The 26072-nt window shown below is 62.3% G+C and carries 27 protein-coding genes; 8 read left to right on the forward strand and 19 right to left on the reverse strand.

All coding sequences use genetic code 11. From position 1 onward, the window contains the following. Positions 1–145 precede the first annotated feature (145 nt). The 3 genes from CO656_RS15905 to CO656_RS15915 form a co-directional block, all read right to left on the reverse strand. Positions 146–3112 (reverse strand): calcium-binding protein, encoded by a 2967-nt coding sequence (locus CO656_RS15905; protein ID WP_234819782.1) that lies wholly within the window; start codon positions 3110–3112, stop codon positions 146–148. 214 nt (positions 3113–3326) lie between these two features. Next, positions 3327–3692, reverse strand: a complete 366-nt coding sequence (locus CO656_RS15910; RefSeq protein WP_179864777.1) for a hypothetical protein — start codon at positions 3690–3692, stop codon at positions 3327–3329. 88 nt (positions 3693–3780) lie between these two features. Further along, entirely contained in the window at positions 3781–4920 is a 1140-nt protein-coding gene (locus CO656_RS15915; protein WP_179864778.1) for a fumarylacetoacetate hydrolase family protein, read from the reverse strand. A gap of 296 nt (positions 4921–5216) precedes the next feature. Here CO656_RS15915 and CO656_RS15920 point away from each other — a divergent pair, with 296 nt between their 5' ends. Together CO656_RS15920 and CO656_RS15925 are read left to right on the forward strand one after the other, a co-directional pair. Continuing rightward, positions 5217–5624, forward strand: a complete 408-nt coding sequence (locus CO656_RS15920) for a hypothetical protein (protein WP_097526392.1) — start codon at positions 5217–5219, stop codon at positions 5622–5624. Between the two features lie 116 nt (positions 5625–5740). Next, positions 5741–6304: an MgtC/SapB family protein gene (locus tag CO656_RS15925; RefSeq protein WP_037413149.1), complete on the forward strand. Its 564-nt coding sequence runs from the start codon at positions 5741–5743 to the stop codon at positions 6302–6304. A gap of 56 nt (positions 6305–6360) precedes the next feature. On the opposite strand, the gene CO656_RS15930 is transcribed toward CO656_RS15925, so the two are convergent. The 3 genes from CO656_RS15930 to CO656_RS15940 form a co-directional block, all read right to left on the reverse strand. After that, positions 6361–6600, reverse strand: a complete 240-nt coding sequence (locus tag CO656_RS15930; protein ID WP_097526369.1) for a hypothetical protein — start codon at positions 6598–6600, stop codon at positions 6361–6363. Positions 6601–6752: 152 nt separating this feature from the next. Further along, positions 6753–8006 (reverse strand): FAD-binding oxidoreductase, encoded by a 1254-nt coding sequence (locus CO656_RS15935; RefSeq protein WP_037413146.1) that lies wholly within the window; start codon positions 8004–8006, stop codon positions 6753–6755. Positions 8007–8308: 302 nt separating this feature from the next. Further along, a complete protein-coding gene (locus CO656_RS15940; RefSeq protein ID WP_012706940.1) occupies positions 8309–8473 on the reverse strand; it encodes a DUF1328 domain-containing protein in 165 nt (54 codons plus the stop codon). A gap of 271 nt (positions 8474–8744) precedes the next feature. Here CO656_RS15940 and CO656_RS31250 point away from each other — a divergent pair, with 271 nt between their 5' ends. Further along, a complete protein-coding gene (locus tag CO656_RS31250) occupies positions 8745–8876 on the forward strand; it encodes a hypothetical protein (protein ID WP_272938903.1) in 132 nt (43 codons plus the stop codon). 342 nt (positions 8877–9218) lie between these two features. After that, positions 9219–9470, forward strand: coding sequence for a YMGG-like glycine zipper-containing protein (locus CO656_RS15950; RefSeq protein ID WP_037378934.1), 252 nt, complete (start codon positions 9219–9221; stop codon positions 9468–9470). 98 nt (positions 9471–9568) lie between these two features. Here CO656_RS15950 and CO656_RS15955 read toward each other — a convergent pair whose 3' ends face one another. Beyond that, entirely contained in the window at positions 9569–9760 is a 192-nt protein-coding gene (locus CO656_RS15955) for a NepR family anti-sigma factor (protein WP_037413138.1), read from the reverse strand. Positions 9761–9930: 170 nt separating this feature from the next. On the opposite strand from CO656_RS15955, the gene CO656_RS15960 reads away from it, so the two are divergent. Next, positions 9931–10728: a response regulator gene (locus CO656_RS15960; protein WP_037413136.1), complete on the forward strand. Its 798-nt coding sequence runs from the start codon at positions 9931–9933 to the stop codon at positions 10726–10728. 3 nt (positions 10729–10731) lie between these two features. Here the strand turns inward: CO656_RS15960 and CO656_RS15965 are convergent, their stop codons facing one another. From CO656_RS15965 to rirA, 9 genes are all read right to left on the reverse strand, one after another. Further along, the gene (locus CO656_RS15965; protein ID WP_037413134.1) at positions 10732–11859 is read right to left on the reverse strand and encodes an AI-2E family transporter; all 1128 of its coding nucleotides are present in this window, start codon (positions 11857–11859) and stop codon (positions 10732–10734) included. Between the two features lie 106 nt (positions 11860–11965). Then, positions 11966–12136 carry a hypothetical protein gene (locus CO656_RS15970; protein ID WP_080605498.1) on the reverse strand — a complete coding sequence of 57 codons (171 nt, stop codon included), beginning with the start codon at positions 12134–12136 and terminating at the stop codon, positions 11966–11968. Between the two features lie 154 nt (positions 12137–12290). Continuing rightward, positions 12291–12635 carry a RidA family protein gene (locus CO656_RS15975; RefSeq protein WP_037413132.1) on the reverse strand — a complete coding sequence of 115 codons (345 nt, stop codon included), beginning with the start codon at positions 12633–12635 and terminating at the stop codon, positions 12291–12293. A gap of 182 nt (positions 12636–12817) precedes the next feature. Beyond that, positions 12818–13645 carry a dipeptide ABC transporter ATP-binding protein gene (locus tag CO656_RS15980; protein ID WP_037413131.1) on the reverse strand — a complete coding sequence of 276 codons (828 nt, stop codon included), beginning with the start codon at positions 13643–13645 and terminating at the stop codon, positions 12818–12820. Continuing rightward, entirely contained in the window at positions 13642–14496 is an 855-nt protein-coding gene (locus tag CO656_RS15985; protein WP_097526371.1) for an ABC transporter ATP-binding protein, read from the reverse strand. Before CO656_RS15985 ends, CO656_RS15980 begins: the two co-directional genes overlap by 4 nt. A gap of 1 nt (position 14497) precedes the next feature. Then, positions 14498–15406 (reverse strand): ABC transporter permease subunit, encoded by a 909-nt coding sequence (locus tag CO656_RS15990; RefSeq protein WP_037413129.1) that lies wholly within the window; start codon positions 15404–15406, stop codon positions 14498–14500. A gap of 10 nt (positions 15407–15416) precedes the next feature. Then, the gene (locus tag CO656_RS15995; protein WP_037413126.1) at positions 15417–16421 is read right to left on the reverse strand and encodes an ABC transporter permease subunit; all 1005 of its coding nucleotides are present in this window, start codon (positions 16419–16421) and stop codon (positions 15417–15419) included. A gap of 108 nt (positions 16422–16529) precedes the next feature. Next, positions 16530–18125 (reverse strand): ABC transporter substrate-binding protein, encoded by a 1596-nt coding sequence (locus tag CO656_RS16000; RefSeq protein ID WP_097526372.1) that lies wholly within the window; start codon positions 18123–18125, stop codon positions 16530–16532. Between the two features lie 413 nt (positions 18126–18538). Then, the gene (gene rirA / locus CO656_RS16005; RefSeq protein WP_037413208.1) at positions 18539–19003 is read right to left on the reverse strand and encodes an iron-responsive transcriptional regulator RirA; all 465 of its coding nucleotides are present in this window, start codon (positions 19001–19003) and stop codon (positions 18539–18541) included. Between the two features lie 186 nt (positions 19004–19189). Between rirA and CO656_RS16010 the strand changes: the two genes are divergently transcribed. Both CO656_RS16010 and CO656_RS16015 read left to right on the forward strand, forming a co-directional pair. Next, entirely contained in the window at positions 19190–20233 is a 1044-nt protein-coding gene (locus CO656_RS16010; protein WP_097526373.1) for a Fe(3+) ABC transporter substrate-binding protein, read from the forward strand. 318 nt (positions 20234–20551) lie between these two features. Next, entirely contained in the window at positions 20552–21022 is a 471-nt protein-coding gene (locus CO656_RS16015) for an acyl-CoA thioesterase (protein WP_037413207.1), read from the forward strand. On the opposite strand, the gene CO656_RS16020 is transcribed toward CO656_RS16015, so the two are convergent. The 3 genes from CO656_RS16020 to CO656_RS16030 form a co-directional block, all read right to left on the reverse strand. Next, complete coding sequence (locus CO656_RS16020) at positions 21019–22074, reverse strand: M48 family metallopeptidase (RefSeq protein WP_097526374.1); 1056 nt, start codon at positions 22072–22074, stop codon at positions 21019–21021. The genes CO656_RS16015 and CO656_RS16020 overlap by 4 nt on opposite strands. Next, positions 22064–23182: a YjgN family protein gene (locus CO656_RS16025; RefSeq protein WP_097526375.1), complete on the reverse strand. Its 1119-nt coding sequence runs from the start codon at positions 23180–23182 to the stop codon at positions 22064–22066. Before CO656_RS16025 ends, CO656_RS16020 begins: the two co-directional genes overlap by 11 nt. Before the next feature lie 200 nt (positions 23183–23382). Next, positions 23383–24879 carry a CoA-acylating methylmalonate-semialdehyde dehydrogenase gene (locus CO656_RS16030; protein WP_037413113.1) on the reverse strand — a complete coding sequence of 499 codons (1497 nt, stop codon included), beginning with the start codon at positions 24877–24879 and terminating at the stop codon, positions 23383–23385. A gap of 129 nt (positions 24880–25008) precedes the next feature. On the opposite strand from CO656_RS16030, the gene CO656_RS16035 reads away from it, so the two are divergent. Continuing rightward, complete coding sequence (locus tag CO656_RS16035; RefSeq protein WP_037413111.1) at positions 25009–25890, forward strand: LysR family transcriptional regulator; 882 nt, start codon at positions 25009–25011, stop codon at positions 25888–25890. Positions 25891–26072 lie beyond the last annotated feature (182 nt).

The raw sequence follows: 26072 nt of genomic DNA on the forward strand, positions 1-26072 counted from the left end.
GTGCGCCTGGTGAGGGGCCGCCATGCATTTCGGCGGCCCCGGCAGCGATTCATGGGTCGTCTAGAGAGCATCCTGCGTTCAAGTGGAACCACTGAAAGCAGAAAGGATGCTCTAGATTCAAAGTGCTAGAGCGTCCTTTGCGCGTTCAAATAGCGCGCGGCGCTCTAGACCAGAAGGAAGTCGGTGGCGGCAAGTGAGGTAACCTTGTCCAAGGTCGCCATGAGCACGGCATCGGCCTCGTTGCCGGTGCCGTCGGCGTCCGGCCATTGTCCGTCTCGAAGAAGAACTGCGCGGCCGTGCCGGTCGCCTTGAGGTCGTTGCCGGAGTAGAGCACCAGCGCGATAAAGCCGAACACATCCTTGTCGATGACAACCTTGTCCTCGCCGCGCTTGAAGTCGGTGATCTGGTCGCCGGAGCCGATCGCATCCCCGGTGACATAGATGAAATGGTCCGCGCCCGATCCGCCCGTCAGCAGGTCGCCGTGGGCGCCGCCTTCGAGCTTGTCGTTACCGGCGCGACCGTCGAGCCGGTCGTCACCCATTCCACCCTTCAGTGTATTGGCGACGCCGTTGCCGAGGATTGTGTCTTCTTTATTCTGCCCGACCACGTTTTCTATGCTCACTAGCGTTAGCCCCGTCGCCACGCCGCCGTTCTTCGCACTATTCTCCAGGTCGATGATGACCGCGCGGTCGGACACGATGTCGAATTCCAGCGTGTCGACACCGGAGCCGCCATCGAAATAGTCGGTGCCGGTCTCATCACTGAAGCGGTCGAAGGTGTCGTTGCCCGCATCGCCATAGAGCCTGTCATTGCCCTTCCCGTCGATCAGATAGTCATTGCCGCCGCCTCCCCTGAGCGCGTCGTTTCCGAGCCCACCTTCGAGATAGTCGATTTGCGTGCTGCCGGTCACAGTGTCCTTGCCCGAACCGCCCACATATTCGAGCGCCTCCATACCGGTGAAGGAGGTGTTGGCGTTCACCTTGACGAGGCCGCTGCCGAAGACGAAGGACACGTCGAACGTCTCTTCGCCGAACTCGATGACAGCTCGGTCGAAGCCATCGCCACCGGAGGCATAGTCGCCGGCATTCATGTTGAGAATGTCATTGCCCTTCTCGCCATAAAGGCTGTCGGCATTGCTGTCCTTGATGCCGCCGCTGCCCCAAAGCACGTCGTTGCCATCGCCGCCATAGAGCTTGTCGGCGCCGGTCCAGCCGGTCAGCTCATCATTGCCGCCAAGACCTTTGAGCGTGTCGTTGCCGCCCATGCCGTTGAGATCGTCGTCAAGGTTGCCGGCCGTCAGCGTGTCGTGACCCTGACCGGAAATGAAGTTGACCACTTCGACGTTTTTTACCGTGACGTCGCCGTTGACCAGCGTCGCGTTTGCGGAAAGCACGAAGGACAGGTTCTTCGTGCTGTCATATCGGCTGATCCACAGCGTATCGGTTCCCGATCCGCCGTCGACGGAGAACCGACCCGCCGTCGAGCCGCCCGCGTAGTTGACGCTCAGTTGGTCGCCGCCCGCGGCGCCGAGCATGATCGTCAATGCCGTCCCCGTCTCCGCCTCTGCGGAAATGTAGTCGTTGCCGTTGCCGCCATCGAGCCTATTGGTGCCGCCGCCGTTGTCGATGATGCGGTCGTCGCCGTCTCCGCCCGAGACGGTGTCGCTGCCGCTGGTGCTGTAGAAGCTGTCGCCGCCCTTGCCGCCGGTCAGCCTGTTGTTGCCGCTGCCGGCGTCGACGTTGAGATATGCCGCGGTGCCCGCCGATATGACGTCGCTGCCGTTGCCGGTGTCGATGGTGAAGCTCTCGCCGTCGGTGACGACCGTTCCATCGGAAAGCTTTGCGGTTGTACCGGAAACGGTGAAGGTCAGTCCGCTGTGGATGTCGGCACGATCAATCCAGACCGAATCGTTGCCGCTGCCGGCCTTTACCGTGTCCTTGCCGCCGCTGCCGACGATCAGGAGGTCATTTCCCTCGCCGCCATCAAGACTGTCGCTGCCGAGGCCGCCATCGAGATGATCATTGCCGCCGAGGCCGACGAGCGTGTCGTTGCCTGATTTCCCTGAAAGCGTATCGGCGCCGGTCCAGCCGGTGAACCAGTCGGCCGTGTCCGAGCCGTAAATCGTGTAGGCTTCAAAATTGATTATGGTGGTGCCGTTGGAAAGCGTCTGCTTGGTCGAGGAGGACTTGGCGGTGAAGGTTCCGGAGAGACCGCTCAGCTCGACCTCGTCGTAGCCGACGCCGCCGTCGAGCACGTCCTTGCCGTCGCTTGCCCAGCTTTCGATGCTGTGCCGGATCGTATCGTTGCCTGCGCCACCCAGAACCGTGTCGTCATCGCCGTCGCCGGCGAGATAATCGTCCTCCGAACCGCCGTCTATGACATCCCGGCCGGAGCCGCCGGAGATGGTATCGGTGCCGCTTTCGCCCTTGATGTTGTCATTGCCGGAATGGCCGTAGAGATAGTCGCCACCGGCGCCGCCGAGCAGCGTGTCGTTGCCCTCGTCGGCGGAAAGCCAGTCGATGCCATAGCCGCCGGAGAGATAGTCGTCGCCCGCATCCCCCAGCACAGAATCATCGCCGTTGCCGCCATAGATCCTGTCGCTGCCGGCTCCTCCCTCGAGCCAGTCCTTGCCAATGCCGCCATTCAGAACGTCAGCGCCGGCGCCGCCTTCGAACCAGTCGTTCCAGCGACCGCCAGTGAACGTATCGGCGAAATTGCTGCCCGCGAGTTCGAACCTTTCCACATTAAGGATGGTGGCGCCGAGAACCGCCTTCGTCACAATCGGGTCGAAGGCGGCAAAGGAGACGCCCTTGCTCGATCCGCTGAAATCGATGCCGAGCACGTCGAAGCCGAGGCCGCCGTCGATCTTGTCGCCAAGCAGGCCCGCGGGGCTCTGGTTGAGAATTTCGTCGTCGCCGGTGCCAGCCTTGATCGTGTCGGCGCCAAGACCGCCATCGATCGTGTCCGAACCGGAGCCGGTGCTGATGAAATTGCTGCCGCCGTCGCCGTTCACCGTCTGGTCGCCGACGCCGGGTATGGTATACCCGGCGGCCAACGGATCAAGCGCGAGCATCGCCTGAGGCGGCGCTATGGACTTCACTTTCTTGCTCATGGCTCCCTCGACAGTTGGGTTGCTACGCCGATCTGGCGTGACCATTAGCTAATCTGCGGGAGAGCCGGGAGTTGTTCCTGCGGTAACAGGTCTGCAATCGATAGGTTGTAGCCGCGGGCGTCTGCAGCAGCGTCGGCCATGGCGGAGTGCACTTGCCAGCGACGGTTCAGTGCTTGGGCTTGGCGGAGCCGCCTCAGCCCGCAAGTCCCCTCCGTCAGTCCGCCGAATAGAACTGCAGCGTAAACACGTTGCCCGAGATTTCGTCGGCGAGTTCCCGGGAGAAGTCCAGCGGCACGCAGTTCTCGAGCGCCGCCGTCGCGGCGGCGACGAAGGCCTTGCGCTGGTCTGCGTCTCCGGTGACGCGGATCGCCGTCGGCTGAGGCGGGCCCATCAGCGTGCCGTTGCCGCGGAAGCCGAATTTGAGCGTGACGAAGGAATCCCTGATGCCGGCGGGAGGAGTCCAGCATTTGCCGAGCGCATTGCTTACCTCCTCGATGGTCCGCAACGGTTCGGCGCGCAGCGGATGCGCCGCGACTGCGACGAACAGGCTAACCGCGGCCAACCCGAAGGCGACTTTCATTTCGACCCCCAGCCCTGAATGAACGATCAATCCAGCCGCCAGAGATTGCGACGGACGGCGCCCGGATGCAATCGCCCATCTCCTCGCGCTAAAGCCAGCCGCGTTTCGCAAGATTGCGCATCAGCGATGCAGCTCCGAAGGTCCAGGGCGGGCAATCGGTGGAAAGGCGAACCGTGTTGACGAGGCTGCCGAGGGCGGGGCTCGAGATCGTAACGACGTCGCCGATTTTGTGCGTGAAACCCTGGCCCGGCTCGCCGCGATCCTCGACCGGAGCGAAGAGCGTCCCCATGAACAGCATAAGCCCATCCGGATACTGGTGGTGCGGGCCGATCGTCTGGGTGACGAGATCGAGCGGGTCGCGGCTGATCTCGCGCATCGTGCTGGCGCCCTTAAGGCGGAAGCCGTCCGGGCCCTCGATCAGCAGATCGAGATCGGCGCTGCGCACGTCGTCAATCGCATAGGTCTCGTCGAAGAGGCGGATGAAGGGGCCGACCGAACAGGAGGCGTTGTTGTCCTTGGCCTTGCCGAGAAGCAGCGCCGAGCGTCCCTCGACGTCGCGCAGATTGACATCGTTGCCAAGCGTCGCACCCTTGGCGCGCCCGTCGCCGGAAACAGCAAGGACAATCTCCGGCTCCGGGTTGTTCCAGCGCGAAATCGGATGCAGGCCGACCGCGGCGCCAAAGCCGACCGCCGAGAGCGGCTGGGCCTTGGTGAAGACCTCGGCATCGGGGCCGATGCCGACCTCAAGATATTGCGACCAGACGCCCTCCTCGATCAGCGCGGATTTGACATCGGCTGCCTCCGGCGAGCCGGCCTTCAGGTTTCTCAGGCTGTTGCCGATGATCGCCGTCATCCGCGTGCGGATCGTCTCGGCCCGTGCGGCGTCGCCTGCAGCGCGCTCCTCGATGACACGCTCGATCATCGAGCGGGCGAAGGTGACGCCGCAGGCCTTGACCGCCTGAAGATCGCAAGGGGCAAGAAGATGGACCTTGTCCCGGCCCGGCTCCGTCTTGGCCATGACGGCGTCGACGGAGCCGATGGCCTCTCCGGAGGCCGAACGGACATGGGCGACGGGATCGGAAAGCTCGAGGAGGTCGCGCATCGTTGGCACCGCCTTCGAGGTGATGTCGATCAATTCTCCCGCTCGGACGGTCACAAGGCTCGGCCCTTCGACGTCCGGGCGCCACGCACGTCCGACGAAGGTTCCATTTTCATAGCTCGTGGTCATTCGTATGCCTCCCGTGCTTGCCCGTCCGGTGCATTCCCGTTTCAGTTCTTGCAGTCGAACGCGCGCTCTGTAAAGGACCTTCTACCAGCACAGGTGTGTGTTTCAAAAGGACCGCAACGGAACCTTGCAATATTTCGCGCGTTTAATATTGCAGCGCCTCTCCATCCACGATGGTGAGGCTCTAAATTATACTTGCGATGGTCGAACGCCCCTCCTTAAGTCCTCGCTGATTTGGGGAATCATAGCCGCCAGATGCTGGCGCCGAAGGGACGATGGCCAGAAAGGATGATACTGCCATGGACCCAAACGACCAGTTGAAGGATAGGCCTCCGGTCGATCCGGTTACAGGACAGCCAGCGCCGCGTCCCGAAGTGCATGAGGAGCGCGCCGCCCGAAGCACCTGGCCGTTGCTCGTCATACTGCTTGCCGGTCTCGTGCTTGCGCTGATTGCTTGGTTGCCGGCCGAACTGACCAGGGATGCGGAGGATACTCCCACCTCCTCGACGACGACCACGACGGAGCCCGCGACCGACCAACCCGCCACAAGCGGAGAGGCAACACCGCCCGCGGCAACGCCAGGGGGAACGACACCCGCTGAAACGCAACCTCAGCCGACTACCCCGGCGCCGGCACCGGCACCTGAAGGAACGGCACCTGAAGGAACGGCACCGCAGCCGCAGACGCAGACGCCTCCGGCCCAGTGACCGGAACGCGACGATTTCGGGCGGAGAGGAGGCTCTCCGCCCCCCTGATCTGAGTTCCGCCGCTCCGGCGCAGTGTCGCCTTGGCTTTGCAATCCACTACCGCGATCCGCACATTCATGGACCAGATCCTTGCCGACATCCTCGTTGGGACTCGCACCCCCTATCCGGTCATATTCGCACGGTTGGGCGGAGCAATCTTGCTTGGCGCCCTCATTGGCATCGAACGGGAGAAACGCCAGCGCCCCGCGGGTCTCAGGACGCATATCCTCGTAAGTCTCGCTTCGGCGATCTTCGCTGTAGTCGCGGTAGAGAGCGTGCACATGACGAGCTTGTCGGGCCCGGAGGTCCGCATCGATCCGATCCGCGTCGTCGAAGCGGTAACCGCAGGCGTCGCCTTCCTGGCTGCCGGCATGATCGTGTTCTCGAAGGGCGAGGTCAAAGGCCTGACGACGGGCGCCGGCATGTGGCTTGCCGGCGCCGTCGGCCTGTCGATCGGCTTCGGCTTCTGGTTGATTGCTGCCTTCGCCGCGGTGGCCAGCCTCATCGTCCTTTTCATCCTCGGCCGCATGGAGGTGGCGCTGCAATGGAAGGCGCCCGAAGGTGAAGAGGACGGCGCCAGGGAACCTCGCCGGAAAGACGCTGCCGGGGCACCTTCGGGATCGGGCGAACGAAGTCGATGAGAGAATAGTCTGTGGCCTACGTGGCCGAGCGAGATGAGCGCTTCGGCCTGTCACACCTAGCAGGCGCTGACCATCGTTTCACTGCCCCCAGTCGGCACCGGCCCTGCCCCGACCGGCTCCCTCTGCCGCAAGACATGCAGCGAGGCGACCGCTCGAAGCGCCTCGTCGGAGGTCGCAAAGATCCGACCATCGAGAGACCACACGCTGTACTTAACCGCCACGAAACGCAATTGCCCATTGTCTGGGATCAGCGCGCCCACGGCCTCGCCGGCGAATTCGATCGTCTGCTTTTTCATTGAAGCGGCCCTCCCTCGCCCGCCGGCTGGGGCGGCTGGCTGCAAGGCAGAGATCGGACGCACCGAACCTTTCCTTTCAGCCGCGGGAGAAACACGCCTCCGCCGCTTAAGTTCCACTGGAGCAAAAAAATCGCTCCGGAAGGCCGAGAAATTTACGCGAGGAAGCGGTCTGGCCTGTAGGGCGCAAGGTCGATCACCGTCTTCTGGCCCGTGATCGCTTCTGCAAGCGCGCGACCGGTAACCGGGCCGAGGGTCATTCCGTGATGGGCATGCCCGAAAGCGAACCACAACCCCTCGTGCCTGGGGGCCTTGCCGATGATCGGCATCATGTCGGGCGTGCAGGGTCGAGCGCCGATCCATGGCTCCTCGTCGCGCCGTTCGGCGAGCGGGAAGAATTCGCGGGCGACGCGCTCCGCGCGGGTCAGCTGCACGGGCGTCTTCGGTGCGTCGCGGAGCGCGAATTCCGCCCCTGTCGTCAGGCGGATGCCGCGGAGCATCGGCGCCAGGAAATAGCCCATTTCCTCGTCCAGCACCCAATTGTTCAATTGTGCACCGTCCTTGGTGCCATAGTGCATATGATAGCCGCGCTTGACCGCAAGCGGGAAATGATAACCGAGCTTGCGCGTCACCGTGTCGGCCCAGGGGCCGAGGGCAACAACCACCTGGCGGGCTTCGAGCGGACCTTCCGGCGTCGCGACGCGCCAGCCGGGCCCCTCGAGAACATGTTCAAGCGTTGCGGCATCGCCCGAGAGGAGCCGGCCGCCGAGCGACTGGAAATAACCGAGATAGGCCTTGTTCAGGCTGTGCGGGTCGCGGATCGACCAGGGATCCGTCCAGCGCAGCCCGCCGGCCAGTTCCACCTGGATCGAGGGCTCCATGGTCTTCAGCTCGCTTGTCGAGAGCTTCTGGTGATTGACGCCGAACCCGGCCGAGAGCCGTTCAGCATCCTTGTAGGCGGCGTCGCGCTCCTTCTCGGTGCGGAACACCTTCATCCAGCCGTCCTTGCGGATGAGGTCGCCGGCGCCGGATGCGTCGATCAGATCGCTGTGCTCGGCGATCGAATTCTCGATCAGCGGAGCGTAGAGATGGGCGATCCGCTGATGCTGGGTGAAGCCCGAGTGCCACCAATACCGCGCCAGGAAAGGCACCAGGCTCGGCAGCGCGCGAAAGTGATAGCTGGCATCGATGGTGTTGTTCAGCGCGTAGCGGAAAAGCGCACCGAAATCATGCGGGAAGCCATAGGGAAAAACCCCCTCCCGCTGGATCAGGCCGGCATTGCCGTAGGAAGTCTCCTCGCCCGCGCCGCGACGATCGAGAAGCACCACCGATTTGCCGCGCCGCGCCAGGTGAATGGCGGTCGAAATGCCGACGATCCCGGCGCCCAATACCACTATGTCAGTCTTCATAGACGATGCCCGTTCCTTCGCCCCGTTCGATCCATGCGTCACGCATTTAGCTTTCCCTATCTCGGGAAACCTTGGCAGCAGGACCCGAGACAGAGGGCGCCCGGGCTCGTCGACAAAGTTCGAGTGATTTCATGAGCGTCGCCCCCGATGATACACGCATGAATAGCCAAGCGCGCCAGGCGGGGCAAGGGACGGCAAAGCTGCCAAGGAAAAGGGTGAGGCTTGAAGCCTCACCCTTTAAAGCAAGATATGTCTTGGGATCTGGCGCGGAGCGCAAGCGATCCGCTCCGTAAAGACTCTCGTCAGGTTCGTCGGAAGAGTCCCATGACAAGCGAGACCACCAGGAAGATCAGGAACAGGAAGAACAGGATCTGGGCGATTCCCGCCGAGGTGCCGGCTATGCCGCCGAAACCGAGAACGCCGGCTATGATGGCGACCACAAGAAAGATGAGGGCATAGTAGAGCATTTGCTATCTCCTTGCCTTGGAATTGGAATCCAAACGCTCTGCCGCTCGGCTTTGTTCCGGTTTCGCGCCAGCGCCCGTTAACCAGCCGGAAACCATATGTTTAGCCAGGGACAGGAAAAACAATCCGCAATTGCGTCGCGGGTCATTACGACCGGAACCTTCGCCAGGACTTGGCGTTCTCCGGAAAACAGAGTTCCTCAGGCAAGATATGAAGATACCTTCGCGACATATACTCAAGACGGTGACAGAGATCACCCGGCCCGAGACGGATATGAGTGTTCATAATCTGCACATCGGCAGGACTTTGCGCGATCTCGAAATGCACACGGAAGAAAAGAGCAACGAGCGGCTTCAGGCGCTGCTTGAAAACCTGGAGCAGTGTGAGGGCAAGCGCCACAGCTAGGCGCGACCATTCTCCTCAAGAAACGTTGTGACGCAGCTCAGATTCCGGCCCCAGGCAGGACGGCGGCAACAACCGAGCGTAGCACGTCCCGGCCACGCGGAACAAAAGGCGTCAGACGGCGTTCTGACAACGATAACGCGCGCCGCAACGGCGGCAGTACAAGGGAGTCGCGAATTGCAAGCCTTCGCCGCGCCTGTCCTGATGGTTCCGGCAGAAGCCGATTCTCCCGCCTTATGGTGGCTGCCGACCATCTCGAATTTATTCCTTGAGAGCTTCATTCCGCGCCGTTTCGACCGCCCCGCGCCCATTTTTCGTTCAACCAACCTCGGATAGGAAAGCACCATGAAGAAGATCCTTCTTGTCGCCAGCGTAATTCTTCCCCTTGCTGCTTCGTGCACGCAAACGGAAAGGGGTGCAGCGATCGGCGCCGCTTCAGGCGGCATCATCGGCGGGGCCATTTCGAACGATGTCCGCGGCGCCGCGGTCGGCGCGGCGGTCGGCGGCGTAGCTGGCGCGCTGATCGGGCGCGCGAGCGAGCCCGGCTATTGCGTCTATCGCGACCGCTACGGCCGCCGCTATACCGCGCGTTGCTGATGCGGCCGCCGCGAAGCGGATCGATTTCGCGTCGACAGCTTCGCCATTTCCGTCGAGGCACAGGCCCTCTCGAAAGCGAGGGCCTGCCGGATCCTTCGTCAATCGTCCGACTGCGCCCTCTCGGCCTCGTCGAGGCGCCGGAGAAGATCGATAAATTGCTGTGGCACAGCCTCGGACTCGACAGCCTGATAGAGCGCTCTCAGGCGGGACACCACGATGCCATTGACATCGCTTTTCGTGGCTCCGGTGGCCGATTTGCCTCCCGGACGACGGTTGGATTGATCGTTCATTTTTCAGTCCCGGATACCGAAGGCTCAAATCCTCCGGCGGTTTTCCATTCGTATCTCGTCGTCTGCAATCCGTTTCTTGAATTCGCAAGACGCGCGCACAACATTGACGTATCCTGCGTCATGCCACCCCATTAGTGCGACTTTATGCACAATAGTTTAGGAAGGCCTAAATGTCACTTTCCACCAGGATTGCGCCACATCTTCCTTATCTCAGGCGCTACGCGCGCGCCGCTACCGGCTCGCAAGCGGCAGGCGATGCCTATGTCGCAGCCACCTTGGAGGCATTGATCGAAGACATCAGCCTTTTCCCTTCGGCGTCCAACGACCGAATCAGCCTCTACAAGCTCTTCTGCTCGCTGTTCGACAAGCTGGAGGTCGACCGGGCCAATTTGACCTCTCCCTTTGCCTGGGAACAGAAGGCCGCCGCCAATCTGTCGCTGATCGCGCCCGCGCCGCGACAGGCATTCCTGCTCGTCTCCGTCGAAGGCTTTTCGAGCGCCGAAGCGGCGGAAATCATGTCCGTCGACCAGGGCGCCTTCGCCAAGCTCCTCGCTAGTGCGTCGGAAGAGATTTCCCGCCAGGTGGCCACCGACATCATGATCATCGAAGACGAGCCGCTTATCGCCATGGACATCGAGGACATGGTGACGAGCCTCGGGCACCGGGTGACGGGCATCGCCCGCACGCATCGCGAGGCGATCGACATCTATCGCCAGACGTCGCCCAAGATGGTTCTCGCGGATATACAGCTGGCCGACGGGAGCTCCGGTATCGACGCGGTCAACGACATCCTGACGCAGGCGGCCGTTCCGGTGATCTTCATTACCGCCTTCCCCGAGCGGTTGCTGACGGGCAACAAGCCGGAGCCTGCCTTCCTCGTAACGAAGCCCTTCAATCCGGAAATGGTCAAGGCGCTGATCAGCCAGGCGCTGTTCTTCGACGAACAAGCGCACGCACGCGCGCGCTGACCTTCAGCCCGGCAGTTGCGGTTCGGGCGTCGCCTCGCGCAGCTGCTCGAAAATGGTCATGGCGATCAGCGAGAGCGGCATGGCGAGGATCGCCCCGACCGCGCCCCACATCCAGGTCCAGAACAGAATCGCGACGAAGATCAGGAATGGATTAATTTCAAAGCGTCGCCCCAGAATCGCCGGCACGACCAGATTCTCCATGGCGAGATGAATGAGGAAGAAGCCGGCGGCCGGCGCGAGCGCTGCGACCAGGGCATCATGGATCATCAGGCCGCCCACGAGCAGCGACAGCGTCATGAACGTGACCCCGAGATAGGGTATGAAGCTCGAAACGAAGGCGAAGAGTCCCCAGAGCGGCGGCATCGGCAAACTGCCGATCAGCGCGATCATCATCGTGAAGCCGCCCAGCGCCAGGTAAATCAGGCTCGCCGTGGAAAAATAGCGCGCCAGCCCGTCTTCGATGGCATTCATGATGCGGATCGCGCTCAAGCGCCCCTCGCGACTCGGAAATGCAAGGATGATGGTGCTGCGCAAGTGGACGCGGCCGAGCAGGAACAGCACGAGGGCGGCCAGGAAGATCAGCGTCTGGATCAGCGCCGGCGTGACGCTCGCCGCGGCGGCGCCGAGGATCGGGCCGGCATTCTTGACGATGACGTCCGCGAAGGCGGCGGCGCCGATGCTTCGCTCAAGCGCAATCCGTCCCCACTCGAAGCGCTCGATGAAGGGCAGCACCCGTTCCACTACGCCTTCGGCCAATCTCGGCGCCTCGCGCGCGACTTCGGTGATCGGCCCCAGCAGCGCATTGACGAGCGAGGATAAGCCGAGCACGAAGAACAGCGCCAGCAGGAGGCCGCCAAGCATCGGCGGAAGACCGAAACGCGCCAGCTCATCGGCTGCCCGGCCGAGCACGATGCCGACGACGATGGCGAAGGCAATCGGCATCAGGATCGCCGCCATCGTATAAACGGCTGCAGAGCAAGCCAGGACGAACAACCCGACGATGCTCCCGGCAACCACGAGATCCATGCCGTCGCGCTTCTGGGCAGCCGCCTTCGTCGCCTCCGCCAAGGCGATTTCCTTGTCGGCATTGCGCTTGCGGTTCCGGACAGCCGCTACACTTTTGGCGTCCATCGACACGCCTCTTCAACCTGCTCTGCCGCTGCCTCGCTTCTTTCCTGAGTGCGGCAAGAGGAAATCATGGGCAGTTCGCCGCCTCTCGATCTCGACGGCCGCGCGGTCAATGCTTTTCGGGAGGGAAGATGTGGAGCGTCACGGAAAGCAGCCCCAGCCCCACAAGGATTATCAGCAATGTGTAGGCGACCTCCTCCGACGTCCGCGGGAAAAGGCCGAAGCCCAGAATCACCCCGGCGATCAGCAGCAAACACAGCCGCGGCAGCCAGTAGACCATGGGCGATTCCTCCACATGCGGTTTGATCCACAAAAACGCTTCGAGGAGGAGAATCGTTCCGGCTGTGGGTATCGGCAGCGCACAGCAAAACGCCGCCGGGCCGTTCAGCCGGCGGCGTTCAAAATAGAGACATGAAGCGGTGTGACGCGACGCCTCAGAGCGCTGCCGTCACGATAACCTCGACGAGGTATTCCGGCGTTGCGAGCTTGGCTTCACCGGTGGCGCGGGCAGGCGTGTGGCCCTGCGGCACCCAGGCATCCCAGACGGAATTCATCTTGGCGAAATCCGCCATGTCGGCGAGCCAGACGGTGGCCGAGAGGATGCGCGTCTTGTCGGTGCCGGCGAGCGCCAGCAGACGATCCACTTCGGCGAGCGCCTGCTTGGTCTGGGTGACGACATCGTCTCCAGCGTTGCCAACCTGGCCGGCCAGATAGACCGTGTTGTTGTAGACCACGGCCTGACTCATCCGCGGGCCGGTTTCAAAGCGCTTGATTTCCATATTCGTCATCCTGGTGTTGGGCCGAACAAGGGATTGCCGGCCAATTCGGCTGCCCGCCGCCAGGGCCGGAATTCAAGTGGCGGCGCCGAAGCTCTACACGATCGGAATGAGAACGCCAACAAGCCGCGCTTCCGTGCGAGACGCGGCTTTCTGGGTTTTTTACTCGGCTCGCTCGGAGCCGCTCAGGCGGCGCTCTTGCGGGCGAGCCGCGCCTTGATGCTCGCAACATCGGCACGCGGCGTGGCCGCGAACAGCGTCTTGGTATAGCTGTGCTGCGGATTGGAAAACACCTCGTCCCGGCTGCCGTATTCGACTGCCTCGCCGTAATACATCACCATCACGTCGTCGGCGATGTAGCGCACCACCGAGAGGTCGTGGCTGATGAAGACATAGGTGAGCTTGAACTCGTCCTGCAGATCGGCAAGCAGGTTCAGGACCTGGGCCTGGACGGATAGGTCGAGCGCCGAAACGGGCTCGTCCAGCACCAGGAGCTTGGGATTGAGCATCAGAGCGCGGGCGATGGCGATGCGCTGCCGCTGACCGCCGGAGAACATGTGCGGATAGCGGTTGTAGTGCTTCTCCTCCAGGCCGACCTTCTTCAGCATCGTCATCGCCCGCTCGCGCCGCTCGGCTGCGGGAACTTTGGTGTTGATCACCAGCGGTTCCGCAAGGATGTCGCCGATCTTCTGGCGCGGATTGAGCGATCCGTAAGGATTTTGAAAGACGATCTGCACCTTGCGGCGCATTTCCGTGGTCAGGCCATCGCGTGCGATGTCCACCTTATTGCCATCGATCAGCAGCTCTCCGGCGGTCGCCGGGTCGATCAGGGTGATGATGCGGCCGAGCGTCGACTTGCCGCAGCCGCTTTCGCCGACGATCGCGAGGGTCTTGCCCTCGTCGACGGTGAAGCTGACGCCCTTCAGCGCATGGACGGTCCGCGCCTTGCGGAACAGGCTGCCGGGGATGTGATAGTCGCGCACCAGGTTGCGGGCTTCGAGAACGTGGGTCATCGAGCGGCTCCCTCGAGCGTCTGCTGCTCATTGAAAAGTTCGGAAATCGTCGGCAACCGGTCCCCCGTCGCGTTTTCCGGAAGGGCGGCGAGAAGCGCCCGCGTGTAATTGCTCTTCGGCGATTCGAACAGCGACAGCACATCCGCCTCCTCGATCTTACGCCCCTTGTACTGGACGACGACGCGATCGGCCGTTTCGGCGACGACACCCATGTTGTGGGTGATCATGATCAGGCCCATGCGGTATTCCTGCTGCAGTTTCATCAGCAGGTCGAGGATCTGCTTCTGGATCGTCACGTCGAGCGCCGTCGTCGGCTCATCGGCGATCAGGAGCTTCGGATTGCAGGCAAGGGCAATCGCGATCATCACGCGCTGGCACTGGCCGCCCGACATCTGATGCGGAAAATGCCCGAGGCGCTCGCCCGGATCGGGAATGCCGACGGCCTCGAAGAGCTCGATGGCGCGCCTGCGCCGCGCCGTCCGGTCGAGGCCCATATGGATGCGCAGCACTTCCTCGATCTGGAAACCGACGGTGAAGCAGGGATTGAGGCTCGCAATCGGCTCCTGGAAGATCATCGCGATGTCCTTGCCGACGATCTTGCGGCGCTCGGCCGACGGCATTTTCAGGAGATCCCGCCCGTTGAAGGCGAGCTTGTCGGCCGTCACCTTCGCGGTCCAGGGCAGAAGCCCCATCGCCGCGAGCATCGACACGGACTTGCCCGAACCGGACTCCCCGACAATCGCCAGGACCTCGCCCTCATGAACCTTGAGCGAAACGCCGTCGACGGCTCGGAACGGCCCGGTAGCCGTCTGGAATTCGACGACGAGATTTTCGATTTCAAGAAGCGCCATGTCAGGACCTCTTCAGCTTGGGGTCGAGAGCATCACGCAGTCCATCGCCCATCAGGTTGATTGCCAGAACGGTCAGGAGGATCGCGAGACCCGGAAGCGTCACGACCCACCAGGCCCGCAGAATGAATTCGCGGGCTTCTGCAAGCATCGTTCCCCATTCCGGCGTCGGCGGCTGCGCGCCCATGCCGAGGAAGCCGAGCGCCGCTGCGTCGAGGATCGCGCTCGAAAAGGAGAGCGTCGCCTGAACGATCAGCGGTGCCATGCAATTCGGCAGGATGGTCCTGAACATCAGCCTCAGGTGCCCCGCCCCGGCGACCTTTGCGGCGACGACGTAGTCGCGGGTCTTCTCCGACATCACCGCGGCGCGCGTCAGCCGGACGAAATGGGGCTGGAAGACGATGGCGATGGCGATCATCGCATTGGTGAGACCCGGCCCCAGTACCGCCACCAGGACGAGCGCCAGGAGCAGCGACGGGAAGGCCAGGATGATGTCCATGATCCGCATGATGACGGTGTCGACCCATCCACGGAAATAGCCGGCGATGACGCCGACCAGAATGCCGCCGCTCAGCGACAATGTGGTCACGATGACGCCGACGAACAGCGAGAAGCGCGTGCCGTAGATGAGGCGCGAAAGCATGTCGCGTCCAACGGCGTCGGTTCCGAGAAGGAACTCGACGCGCCCCCCCTCCTGCCAGAAGGGCGGCAGCAGTACCGCGTCGCGGAACTGGACGGTCGGATCATGCGGTGCCACCAGCGGAGCGCAAATCGCCAGCACTACCAGGAAAAGAAAGAAGAAGAGGCCGATGACGGCGCCGCGGTTCTCCGAGAAATAGTACCAGAATTCGGCGAGCCGCGCCCGACGGGACGGGTCGGTCGATATGGCGGTTGTTGCGGTAACTTCGGTCATATCGCCCTCCTCAATGCCGGATGCGCGGGTTGATCAACCCGTAGAGCATATCGACGGCGAGGTTTACCAGCATGATGACGCCGGCGATGATCAGCAGCCCGCCCTGGATGACGGCGTAATCGCGCCGGAACACCGAATCTACCATCCACTTGCCGATGCCCGGCCAGGAGAAGATCGATTCGGTCAGAATTGCGCCCGCCAGCATCACGCCGATCTGCAGGCCGATCGTGGTCACGACCGGGATCATCGCATTGCGCAAGGCATGGATGCCTACCACTCGAAAGGTCGGAAGCCCCTTGGCGCGCGCGGTGCGGACATAATCCTCCGAGAGCACTTCGAGCATCGCCGAACGGGTCTGCCGCGCGATGACGGCGAGCGGAATGGTGCCGAGCACGATCGTCGGCAGGATCAGATGACTGAAGGCCGATTGGAACGCCCCCTCCTGCCCCGACAGGAGCGAGTCGATCAGCATGAAGCCCGTGACCGACGGAAAGAAGAACATCAGCGAGATGCGCCCGGACACCGGCGTCCATTGCAGCATGCCGGAGACGACGATGATCAGCAGCAGCCCCCACCAGAAGATCGGCATCGAGAAGCCGACGAGCGCCGTTCCCATGATCAGCTGGTCGAGGATGGAACCGCGCTTGATCGCCGCAATCACGCCGGCCGGGATACCGACGACGACGGCAAAGATGATGGCGCACAGCGACAGCTCGACGGTTGCGGGAAAGAGCTCCATGAATTGGTCGATCACCGGCTTTTTGGTGACGATCGAGGTGCCGAAGTCGCCGCGGACGACACCCCAGAGATAATCCAGGTACTGCACGACGATAGGGCGGTCGAAGCCGAGCTGGTGAGAAATCTCGGCGTGCCGCTCCGGCGACATCACCCGTTCGCCGGAAAGCAGCGCCACGGGATCGCCCGGAAGCAGGCGGATGAAGGAGAAGGCAATGATCGACACCCCGATGAAGGTCGGGACCAGCACTGCCAAGCGCCCCAGCAAGAATCGAAACATAGTCAAACCTCATGCCATCGTAACCGCGGCCTCGTTGCTGCGGCACCGGCAAAAAGGAAGAGGGGCGTTCGCCAACGGCAAACGCCCCCTTCGGGTCAGTCGGTAAGATTACTCTACAATATCAACGCCGTCGAAAGCAAAGTCGCCGAGCGGGCTCTGGACGAAGCCTTCGACGTTCTTGCGCATCGGGACGATGGAGAGCGAGTGGTCGAGCGTCGCCCACGGCGCTTCGCGCTTGAAGACGACTTGCGCCTCTTCGTAGAGCTTGGTGCGCTCTGCGACGTCGGACGCTTCCTTGGCCTTGGTGACCAGATCGTCGAACTCCTTGTTGCACCACTGAGCGCGGTTGTTGCCGCCGACGGCGTCGCAGCCGAGCAGCGTGTCAAGGAAGTTGTCCGGGTCGCCGTTGTCACCCGTCCAGCCGAGGATCACCGCACCGTCGCGGTCCTTCGCCTTGGACTTCTCGAGATATTCGGCCCACTCGTAGGTGACGATCTCGACCTTGACGCCGATCTTGGCGAAGTCTGCCTGCATCATCTCGGCAGCGCGACGCGCGTTCAGCATGTAGGGCCGCGCGACGGGCATCGCCCAGACCTTCATCGACAGGTCCTTGACGCCGGCGTCCTCAAGCATCTTCTTTGCCACTTCCGGCTCGTAGGTGTCCTCTTCGAGATGTTCGTTATAGGACCACATCGTCGGCGGGATCGGGTTCGTCGCCGGCGTAGCCTGCCCCTGGAAGACGGCGTCGACGATCGCCTGCTTGTTGATCGCCTTGTTCAGCGCCTTGCGCACTTCGACCTTGTCGAAAGGCGCCTGCGTGGTGTTGTAGGCGAGATAGGCGACGTTGAGGCCGGCCTGTTCCATCACCTTGAGGTTCGGATCAGCCTTCATCGCCTCGACGTCAGCCGCGTTCGGATACGGCATCAGGTGGCATTCGCCGGCCTGAAGCTTCTGGAAGCGGACGGCCGCATCGGTCGTGATCGAAAAGACCAGGTCGTCGATCTTCTGCTTTCCGCCCCAGTAGTCCGGGTGAGCCTTGTAACGGATGACGGCATCCTGCTGATAGGCGACGAAGGAGAAGGGACCGGTGCCGAGCGGCATCTGGTTCAGCTGGTTCATCTTGCCTTCGGCCTGCAGCTTGTCGGCATATTCCTTCGACATGATCGAAGCGAAGGGCATGGCCAGGTTGGCGAGGAAGGGAGCTTCTTTCCGCTTCAGCTTGATCTTGACGGTCATGTCGTCGACCTTCTCGATCGACTCGAGCAGCTCGGGCAGCCCCATGCCGGCGAAGTATTCCCAGGAACCGCCGGTTACATAGCCGTGCCACGGATTGTCGGACTTCCACTGGCGCTCGAGCGAGAAGACGACGTCGTCGGCGTTCAGTTCGCGGGTCGGGGTGAAGAACTCGGTCGTCTGGAACTTGACGCCGGGACGAAGCTTGAAGGTGTATTCGAGGCCGTCGTCGGAGATCGTCCAGCTCTCGGCGAGCCCCGGCTCGGTTTCCGTCGTGCCCTTCTTGAACTCGAGCAGGCGGTTATAGACGGTATGCGCGGAAGCGTCGAACGTTGTACCGGCCGTGTAGAGGCCGGGGTCAAAACCCTCCGGCGAGCCTTCCGAGCAAAAGACGAACGTTTTCGACCAGGCAGTGCCGGCCATCAGCGTGGCGAGCGCCGTCGCTGCGAAGAGAGTCGTGAGCTTTTTCATGAGCTTGCTTCCCAGATTTGTTTTTTGTTCTCGTATTGTTTTCGACCGCGGCGAGAGTTTTTCCATCCGGTCAAGAACGGATGGAACGACATTTGGCGTCGCATTGCAATAACTCGCTTAAGAAATTTGTCTATGCGAAAAATTCTTCCACAGGTAGAGGCTCGGCCCCGGCAGCGAATCGGTCTTCCGGCTGCGCCTGTCGCGTGTCGATGAGCCCTCCCCTACAGGCCCGCGCGTCTTATCAGACGCACAAAGGACCCTGTAGCACTTTGAATTGCTGCATGTTTTGTCCTCAAATCGGCACGCCTCGAGGACACATGCAGTAAGACGGGGATGCGGCGGAAGAAGCGAGGAGAAGACGCAGAAAAGCGCGGAGAAGGGGCTCCGCGCTTCACATGTCGAACCGGTTTTTTTCAGGCGGCAGAGGGCTGCGGCTGCGAACCGGTGTCCAAGCCCAGAAGGAAGTTGATCTGCGGTCGCGCCTTGACGAGATCGTCGATCGTATAGCCCTCGAGTACCTCGAAGAAGGCGTTCAACGCTTTGCGCAACGCGGCATTGAGGCCGCAACTGTCGACCAGAGGACAGTCGACCTCCCCCGCCTCGAAGCATTCGGCCATGGCGAAGCTGTCCTCCGTCACCTTGACCACGTCAAAGAGGCTGATCTCCGAGGCCGGCTTCGGCAGCCGAACGCCGCCATTGCGGCCGCGCACGGTTTCCACCAGACCCGCCTTGGTCAAGGGCTGCAAGATCTTGAACAGAAACAGCTCGGAAACACCGTACGCTTTGGCGATTTCAGGAATGCGGCTGAGCTTCTCGCCATTCGCAGCACAGTACATCAGCATGCGAACTGCGTAGTTTGTTTGCTTCGTCAGACGCATCATTCACTCCGGGATCGAGAAATTCGTCCCTCTCATATAGGACGGAACGTAGTTTGGAACAATTCCAAAACATGAAAAATTCACGAAGGCTTTACTTCGCCGTTTCGCCGTTGACTGTCGCTGTCGCGCGGTAGAAATATGACCCGCCTGGTTAACTTATAAGCACCACCAAACGGAGAGAACACCATGCTTGCCTCTAAAACGCTGATCGGCACCCTGTCGGTCGCGGCGGCGTTCCTTGCCTTGACGGCGCCTGCCCGCGCCGATGGCGAGGTCAACATCTATTCGTACCGCCAGCCCGATCTTATCAAGCCGCTGCTCGACGCCTTCACCAAGGAGACCGGCATCACCGCCAATGTGCTCTTCCTCGACAAGGGCCTCGTCGAGCGCATCCAGGCGGAGGGCGCGAACTCTCCGGCCGATGTGATCCTGACCGTCGACATCAGCCGCCTGACCGAGGCGAGGGACGCCGGCGTGACCCAGCCGCTCATCAACGAGACGATCAACAAGGACATTCCGGCGCATTTCCGTGACCCGGACGGCAACTGGTTCGGCCTGACGACCCGCGGCCGCGTCATCTATGCGTCGAAGGAACGCGTGCCGCAGAACGACATCACTTATGAGGAGCTCGCCGACCCGAAATGGAAGGGCAAGTTCTGCACCCGCGACGGCCAGCATTCCTACAATGTCGGCCTGTTCGCCTCGATGATCGCCCACCACGGCGAGGCCGAGACGGAAAAGTGGCTGACGGGGCTCAGGGACAATCTGTCGAAAAAGCCCGATGGCGGCGACCGTGACCAGGCAAAGGCGATCTTTGCCGGCGAATGCGATATCGCGCTCGGCAACAGCTACTATGTCGGTCTCATGCTGACCAACGAGAAGGAGCCCGAGCAGAGGGAATGGGCTTCGGCCATCAAGGTCCTCTTCCCGAACGCGAAGGACCGCGGCACGCATGTCAACATCTCCGGCATGGCGCTCGCGAAGAACGCCCCGAACAAGGACAACGCCATCAAGCTGATGGAATTCCTTTCGGCCGGCGAAGCGCAGAAGATCTATGCCGAGCAGGTCTTCGAATACCCGGTGCTTCCGGGTGCCGAGCCGTCTGACGTCGTCAAGTCCTTCGGGACGATCAAGCCGGACACCCTGCCGCTTGCCGAGATTGCCGCAAACCGGAAGAAGGCGTCGGAACTGGTCGACAAGGTCGGCTACAACGATGGGCCGCAAGACTAGCGCATCGGCCCGAAAATCGGACCCGATTTTCGGAAAGCACGATGCGTAGATTCAAAGGCTTACAGCGTCCTTTGTGCGTCCTAAGGACGCACGGCACTGTAAGGCGGTCATTGCCATTGAGAGGAAGCAGCGGGCACAAGGCCCGCTGTTTTCGTTTGGGGCACTCGACAGGCAAAATTTCCGCCGACCGACGCTTTCGCAGACGCATTGACGGACCGATCCAACCATAGGATTCTTAACCCCTCGAAAGTAGCGCTCGCTGGAACGGCCTTATCGGAGGGGAAATTGGAAGAGACGAATGACAAGAGCCAGTTGGAAATGGTCGTGCTGATGACCCCCGACATGGCGAATTTCAGCGGCAAGGTGCATGGCGGCGCGCTCCTCAACCTCCTCGATCGGGTCGCCTTCTCCTGCGCCTCGCGCTACTCAAAGCAATATGCGGTGACACTCTCCGTCGACCAGGTGGTTTTCCGCCAGCCGATCCATGTCGGCGAACTGGTGCACTTTCGGGCTTCCATCAACTATGCCGGCCGAACCTCGATGGAGGTCGGAATCCGGGTCGAAGCGGAGAACATCCGCACCGGCGAACGGAGGCACACCAACTCCTGCTATTTCACCATGGTGGCCGTCGACGCGGAAGGCCGGCCGACGAGCGTGCCGCCCTACCGCCCCGAGCCCGGCATAACGGAACGCCGCTACCGCGCCGCCGAGGTCCGGCGGGAACTGCGCCGGGAGTTCGAGGAACGGTTCCGGTCTGCCGGCTCCACGGCCGTTTCCGGCGGAGTTTAGCCCTTCCGCAATTCGGCAATCAGCTCGAGGATCGCCTTGCGGCGCTCCGGCGTCCCGGGATGGGTCGAGAAGATGCTCGTGTCGGAATGATCGTCGAGCTTCGTCTCCAGCAGCTCGAAGAAGCGGGCGATCGCCGTCGGATCGCGGCCAGCCTTCATCATCAGCTCGACGGAATGCCGGTCCGCCTCCGCTTCCGCGGCGCGCGAATAGGAGAGCGCGAGCAGGCCGCCTCCCTCCACCAGAACGTCTTCGGCTCCCGATCCGATATCGCCAGCGATCAGCATGATGAGTGCGGCAACCCCGGCCGCGCGATAGATCTGCCTGAGGCTATGCTTGTGCTCGACATGGCCGATTTCGTGCGCCAGCACGCCGACGATCATCTCCGTGTCATTACCGGCAAGTTCGACGAGCTCATCCGTCACGATGAGGGTACCATCGGGCAGGGCGAAGGCGTTGGGACCCATCGGACCACCTTCGCGGAAGTTCAGCGTATAGGCCGCCTCACCCGCGGCCGAGAGCGCCGCGATACGCCGGAACCCGTCAACGATCCTGCCGCGCCGCGCCTCATCCAGCTTCGTTTCGCCAAGCAGCGTCCGGTCCATGGTCTCGAGCGTGCTCGCCGACATGATCTGGGGCACGATCGGCGGCGTGACGGCGATGGCGACTTCGACGAGGGCCGGCAGCGCGTAGCGGTAGATCAACGCACCGAGCAGGATGGTCGCCGCGACGAAGGCGATCAGCCGCGGGTGGAAGCGCTCCAGCCAGTGGACAAGCCCTGCCCCGCTCCGACCGTTGCGGGACAGGAAGCGGTCGATTGCGTCGTTGTCGTCGGTCTCGAAAAGAGAACCATCTGGGAAGGTGACGCGGCGCGGGATGCGGCCGACCCGCGCGGAGATTTCGATGGCCGAAAGGCTGCCTCCGGCGAGTTCCGCACCGGTTTCGTCACTGGCGACCAGCCGCTCCCCGGCCTCAACGAGGCCGGAGGTCACTGAGCGGCTCGACCCCGGGGGATGCCACTCGCCATGCGCAAAGGCCGAATTGTCAGAAGCCAAAGTCGAAGCCTTCGATATCCATGAATTCGGCACCGACCGCCGAGCCTTCCTGGGCGATCGCCGAGAAGATCTCGCCGACATTGCCCTCGAATCGGACGCCGGTGTGTTCGTTGACGTAGCGCGCCATCCGGACGGCGGCCCAGGGCCGCATCAGGCCGAGCGTTAGAAGCGTCACGACGACGTTCGAGATGGCGATCCAAGTGTAGCGCAGGCGCGAGAGATCGCTCAAGAGCCGGTGCTTGCCGTCGAAGGTGGTGGCGGACCAGGCGACATTGCGCACGCCGGCACGGTAGACCAGCGCCGCCACACCGAAGATCGCAAAAAACAGGATGTAGCCGAGCACCATCAGCGTGACGAGCGACATCTGCATCTCGGCCGGAAGCAAGTCGGGGCTCTCGATCGCCGTCGCAAAAAGCGCAATGTTGAGGAAGGCGATGAAGCCGACGATCAACAGCCCGAGAACAATGATCGCCGCCGAAATACCCCAGGACTTATAAATTACCCCGACCGAGGGTTCGGTGGAAAAGGCTCTTTGCCCGTAACGCAGATTGCTGCCGATGTAGCGATAGGTCCAGCGGCTGGCGAGCGGCGCAAGAATCCCGAGCGTCACCGCCGCAAGGAACGGGCCGACGATGAAGGCGAGAAAGGCGCCGCCGGCGCGGCCGACGAAATCGAAGCGGACATTGCGGTAGCTCGTCACCCGCGCGCTGAAGCGCAAGCCCCGGGCGACGAGCCACGGGACGAAACAGAGAAACAATAGAACGAGCGCGATGCCGGCGAACGGTGCGAAGGTCAGGAGCACGTTGTAGAGCACCAGATAGGCGAAGACGATGATCCGGCCGATCAGGATCTGCCCACCCCTGGCATGATATTCGAACCCGCGCCCGAGGAGCACTGTGTTGCCGTAGAAATAGCGATTGCGGCGCACCTTGGCCCAGGCGGAATAGATGCCGAGCGTGACGATCGTCAGCAGTATGTTGACGATCCAGATGCCGAAATACTCGCTGCCGCTGCCGGTAAATGACAGGCGCTGAAAATCGCCGTGACCGGCGCGCCCGAAACTGCCCTGCCCGACACTCTGTGCCGCCAACGGCTCAGCCAAAACCATGATCCATCCCCTCGACAAAACCATACGCCGCTTGCGCCGACTGCGCCATTCCGATTGCAGCCGGAAGCATCTAACGCAACGCATGCGCGAATCACCCGTCGACTGCACCGTCAAGCCCGACGTTAGTTGTGCCGCTGCGCGGAATGCAACAAAAAAGAGCCTCCCGGAGGAGGCTCTCAATGGGGGAGGATATTTCTTTGTCAGCGCATCGTCGGGATCGAGAACTCCGCGCCATCCTTGATGCCCGAGGGCCACCGCTCGGTGATGGTCTTGGTCCGGGTCCAGAATTTGATCGAGTCCGGGCCGTGCTGGTTGAGATCGCCGAAGGACGAGGATTTCCAGCCGCCGAAGGAGTGGTAGGCAAGCGGAACCGGGATCGGCACGTTGACGCCGACCATGCCGATATTGATGCGGGAGGCGAAGTCGCGCGCCGCGTCGCCGTCGCGGGTGTAGATCGCGACGCCGTTGCCGTATTCATGCTTCATCGGCAGCGACAGGGCTTCCTCGTAGTTCTTGGCGCGGACGACCGAGAGAACCGGGCCGAAGATCTCCGTCTTGTAGATGTCCATGTCCGGCGTGACGTGGTCGAACAGGCAGCCGCCGATGAAATGGCCGTCCTCATAGCCCTGCAGCTTGAAATCGCGGCCGTCGACGACGAGCTTCGCACCCTGTTCGATACCGCTGTCGATGAGGCTGCGGATGCGCTGTTCGGCCTCCTTGGTGACGACCGGGCCCATATCGGCCTTTTCGTCCGTATAGGGGCCGATGCGCAGGCTCTCGACCATCGGCGTCAGCTTGTCGATCAGGCGGTTGGCGGTTTCCTCGCCGACCGGAACCGCGACCGAGATCGCCATGCAGCGCTCGCCGGCAGAGCCGTAACCGGCGCCGATCAGCGCGTTGGCGGCCTGGTCGAGATCGGCATCGGGCATGATGATCATGTGGTTCTTGGCGCCGCCGAAGCACTGGGCGCGCTTGCCGTTCATCGCCGCGGTTCCGTAGACGTAACGGGCGATCGGGGTCGAGCCGACGAAGGAGACGGCGGCGATGTCGGGATGAGTCAGGATCGCGTCGACCGCGCCCTTGTCGCCGTTGACGACGTTCAGGACACCGGCCGGCAGGCCGGCCTCGATCATCAGTTCGGCAAGGCGAATCGGCACGGACGGATCGCGCTCGGAGGGCTTCAGGATGAAGGCGTTGCCGCAGGCGATCGCCGGCGCGAACATCCACATCGGGATCATTGCCGGGAAGTTGAAGGGCGTGATGCCGGCGCCGACGCCGACCGGCTGGCGGATCGAGTACATGTCGATGCCAGGGCCGGCACCTTCGGTGAACTCGCTCTTCTGCAGGTGCGGAATGCCGATGACGAATTCGCAGACTTCAAGACCGCGGACGACATCGCCCTTGGCATCGTCAATGGTCTTGCCGTGCTCGCGGGAGAGCATCTCGGCCAGTTCGTTCATGTTCTCGTTCAGGAGCTGAACGAACTTGATGAAGACGCGGGCGCGGCGCTGCGGGTTGGTGGCGGCCCACTTGACCTGCGCGGCCTTGGCGCTCTCGACGGCGGCTGCAAGCTCCGCGTCGCTCGCCAGCGCCACGGTGCCCTGAACTTCGCCCGTTGCCGGGTTGAAGATGTTGCTGACGCGGCCGCTCTTGCCGGCGACGCGCTTGCCGTCGATGAAATGTCCTACTTCATACATCGGTGTTCCTCCTGTCTTGATCCTGGTTGGTCTTGATCTTGGGGGCATGATCGCACTACGATTTCAACAAATCAATTTCCGAAATTCAGTAACCGTTGTGCGAAAATTGAAGTTCACGGGAGCAGCTACATGGACTGGGACGACGTCAGGGTGTTTCTCGCGGTGGCGCGAACGGGCCAGATCCTTGCCGCGTCTAAGAGGCTCGGCATCAATCACGCGACGCTCAGCCGGCGCGTCACTGCGCTCGAAGAAACGCTGAAGACGCGGCTGCTCGTCCGCCGTCCGAACGGCTGCGAACTGACCGCCGAGGGCGAGATCTTCCTTTCCGCCGCCGAGCGCATGGAAACCGAAATGCTCGCGGCGCAGTCGCAGATCGGCCGGATCGACACGGCAATCGCCGGCACGGTGCGCATCGGCGCCCCCGACGGCTTCGGCGTCTCCTTCCTGGCGCCGCGGCTCGGACGGCTGACGGCGCGCCATCCGGAACTCAAGCTGCAGCTCGTGCCGGTGGCGCGCTCCTTCTCGCTGTCGCAGCGCGAGGCCGATATTGCCATCACCATCGAACGGCCCGAACAGGGGCGGCTCGTTTCCTCCAGGCTCACCGACTATACACTCGGCCTCTATGCATCGGCAGACTATCTTGCCCGCTACGGCACTCCGTCAACGGTCGACGACCTCAAGAACCACCGACGGATCGGCTATGTGGAGGACCTGATCTTCACGCCGTCGCTGAATTTCTCCGCAGAGATCATGCGAAGCTGGGACGCTTCCTTCGAAATTTCCAGCGCCACCGGCCAGACCGAGGCGGTTCGCTCCAGCGCCGGCATCGGCATCCTGCACAACTATATCGCCCGGCAATATCCGGAACTCACGCGCGTCCTGCCCGAGACGACGATCAGGCGCGCCTACTGGACGACCTATCACGAGAGCGCACGCGAATTGGTGCGCGTGCGCACGGTCGTCTCATTCCTGCAGGAACTGGTGACGGCTGAGCATCAGATTTTTGTGTGAGGAAATGGTGGCGGTCTCCACCTTATCTTGCCAGCGGCAACGGGCGAATTCATTGCCGCCGGCAATCGTCTGGCTCAGTAGACGACCACGCTTCTGATGCTCTCACCCGAATGCATCAGCTCGAAGCCCCTGTTGATCTCGTCGAGCGGCATGGTGTGGGTGATCATCGGGTCGATCTCGAT

The organism is Sinorhizobium sp. FG01 (genome assembly GCF_002531875.1).
GTDB lineage: Bacteria > Pseudomonadota > Alphaproteobacteria > Rhizobiales > Rhizobiaceae > Sinorhizobium > Sinorhizobium fredii_C.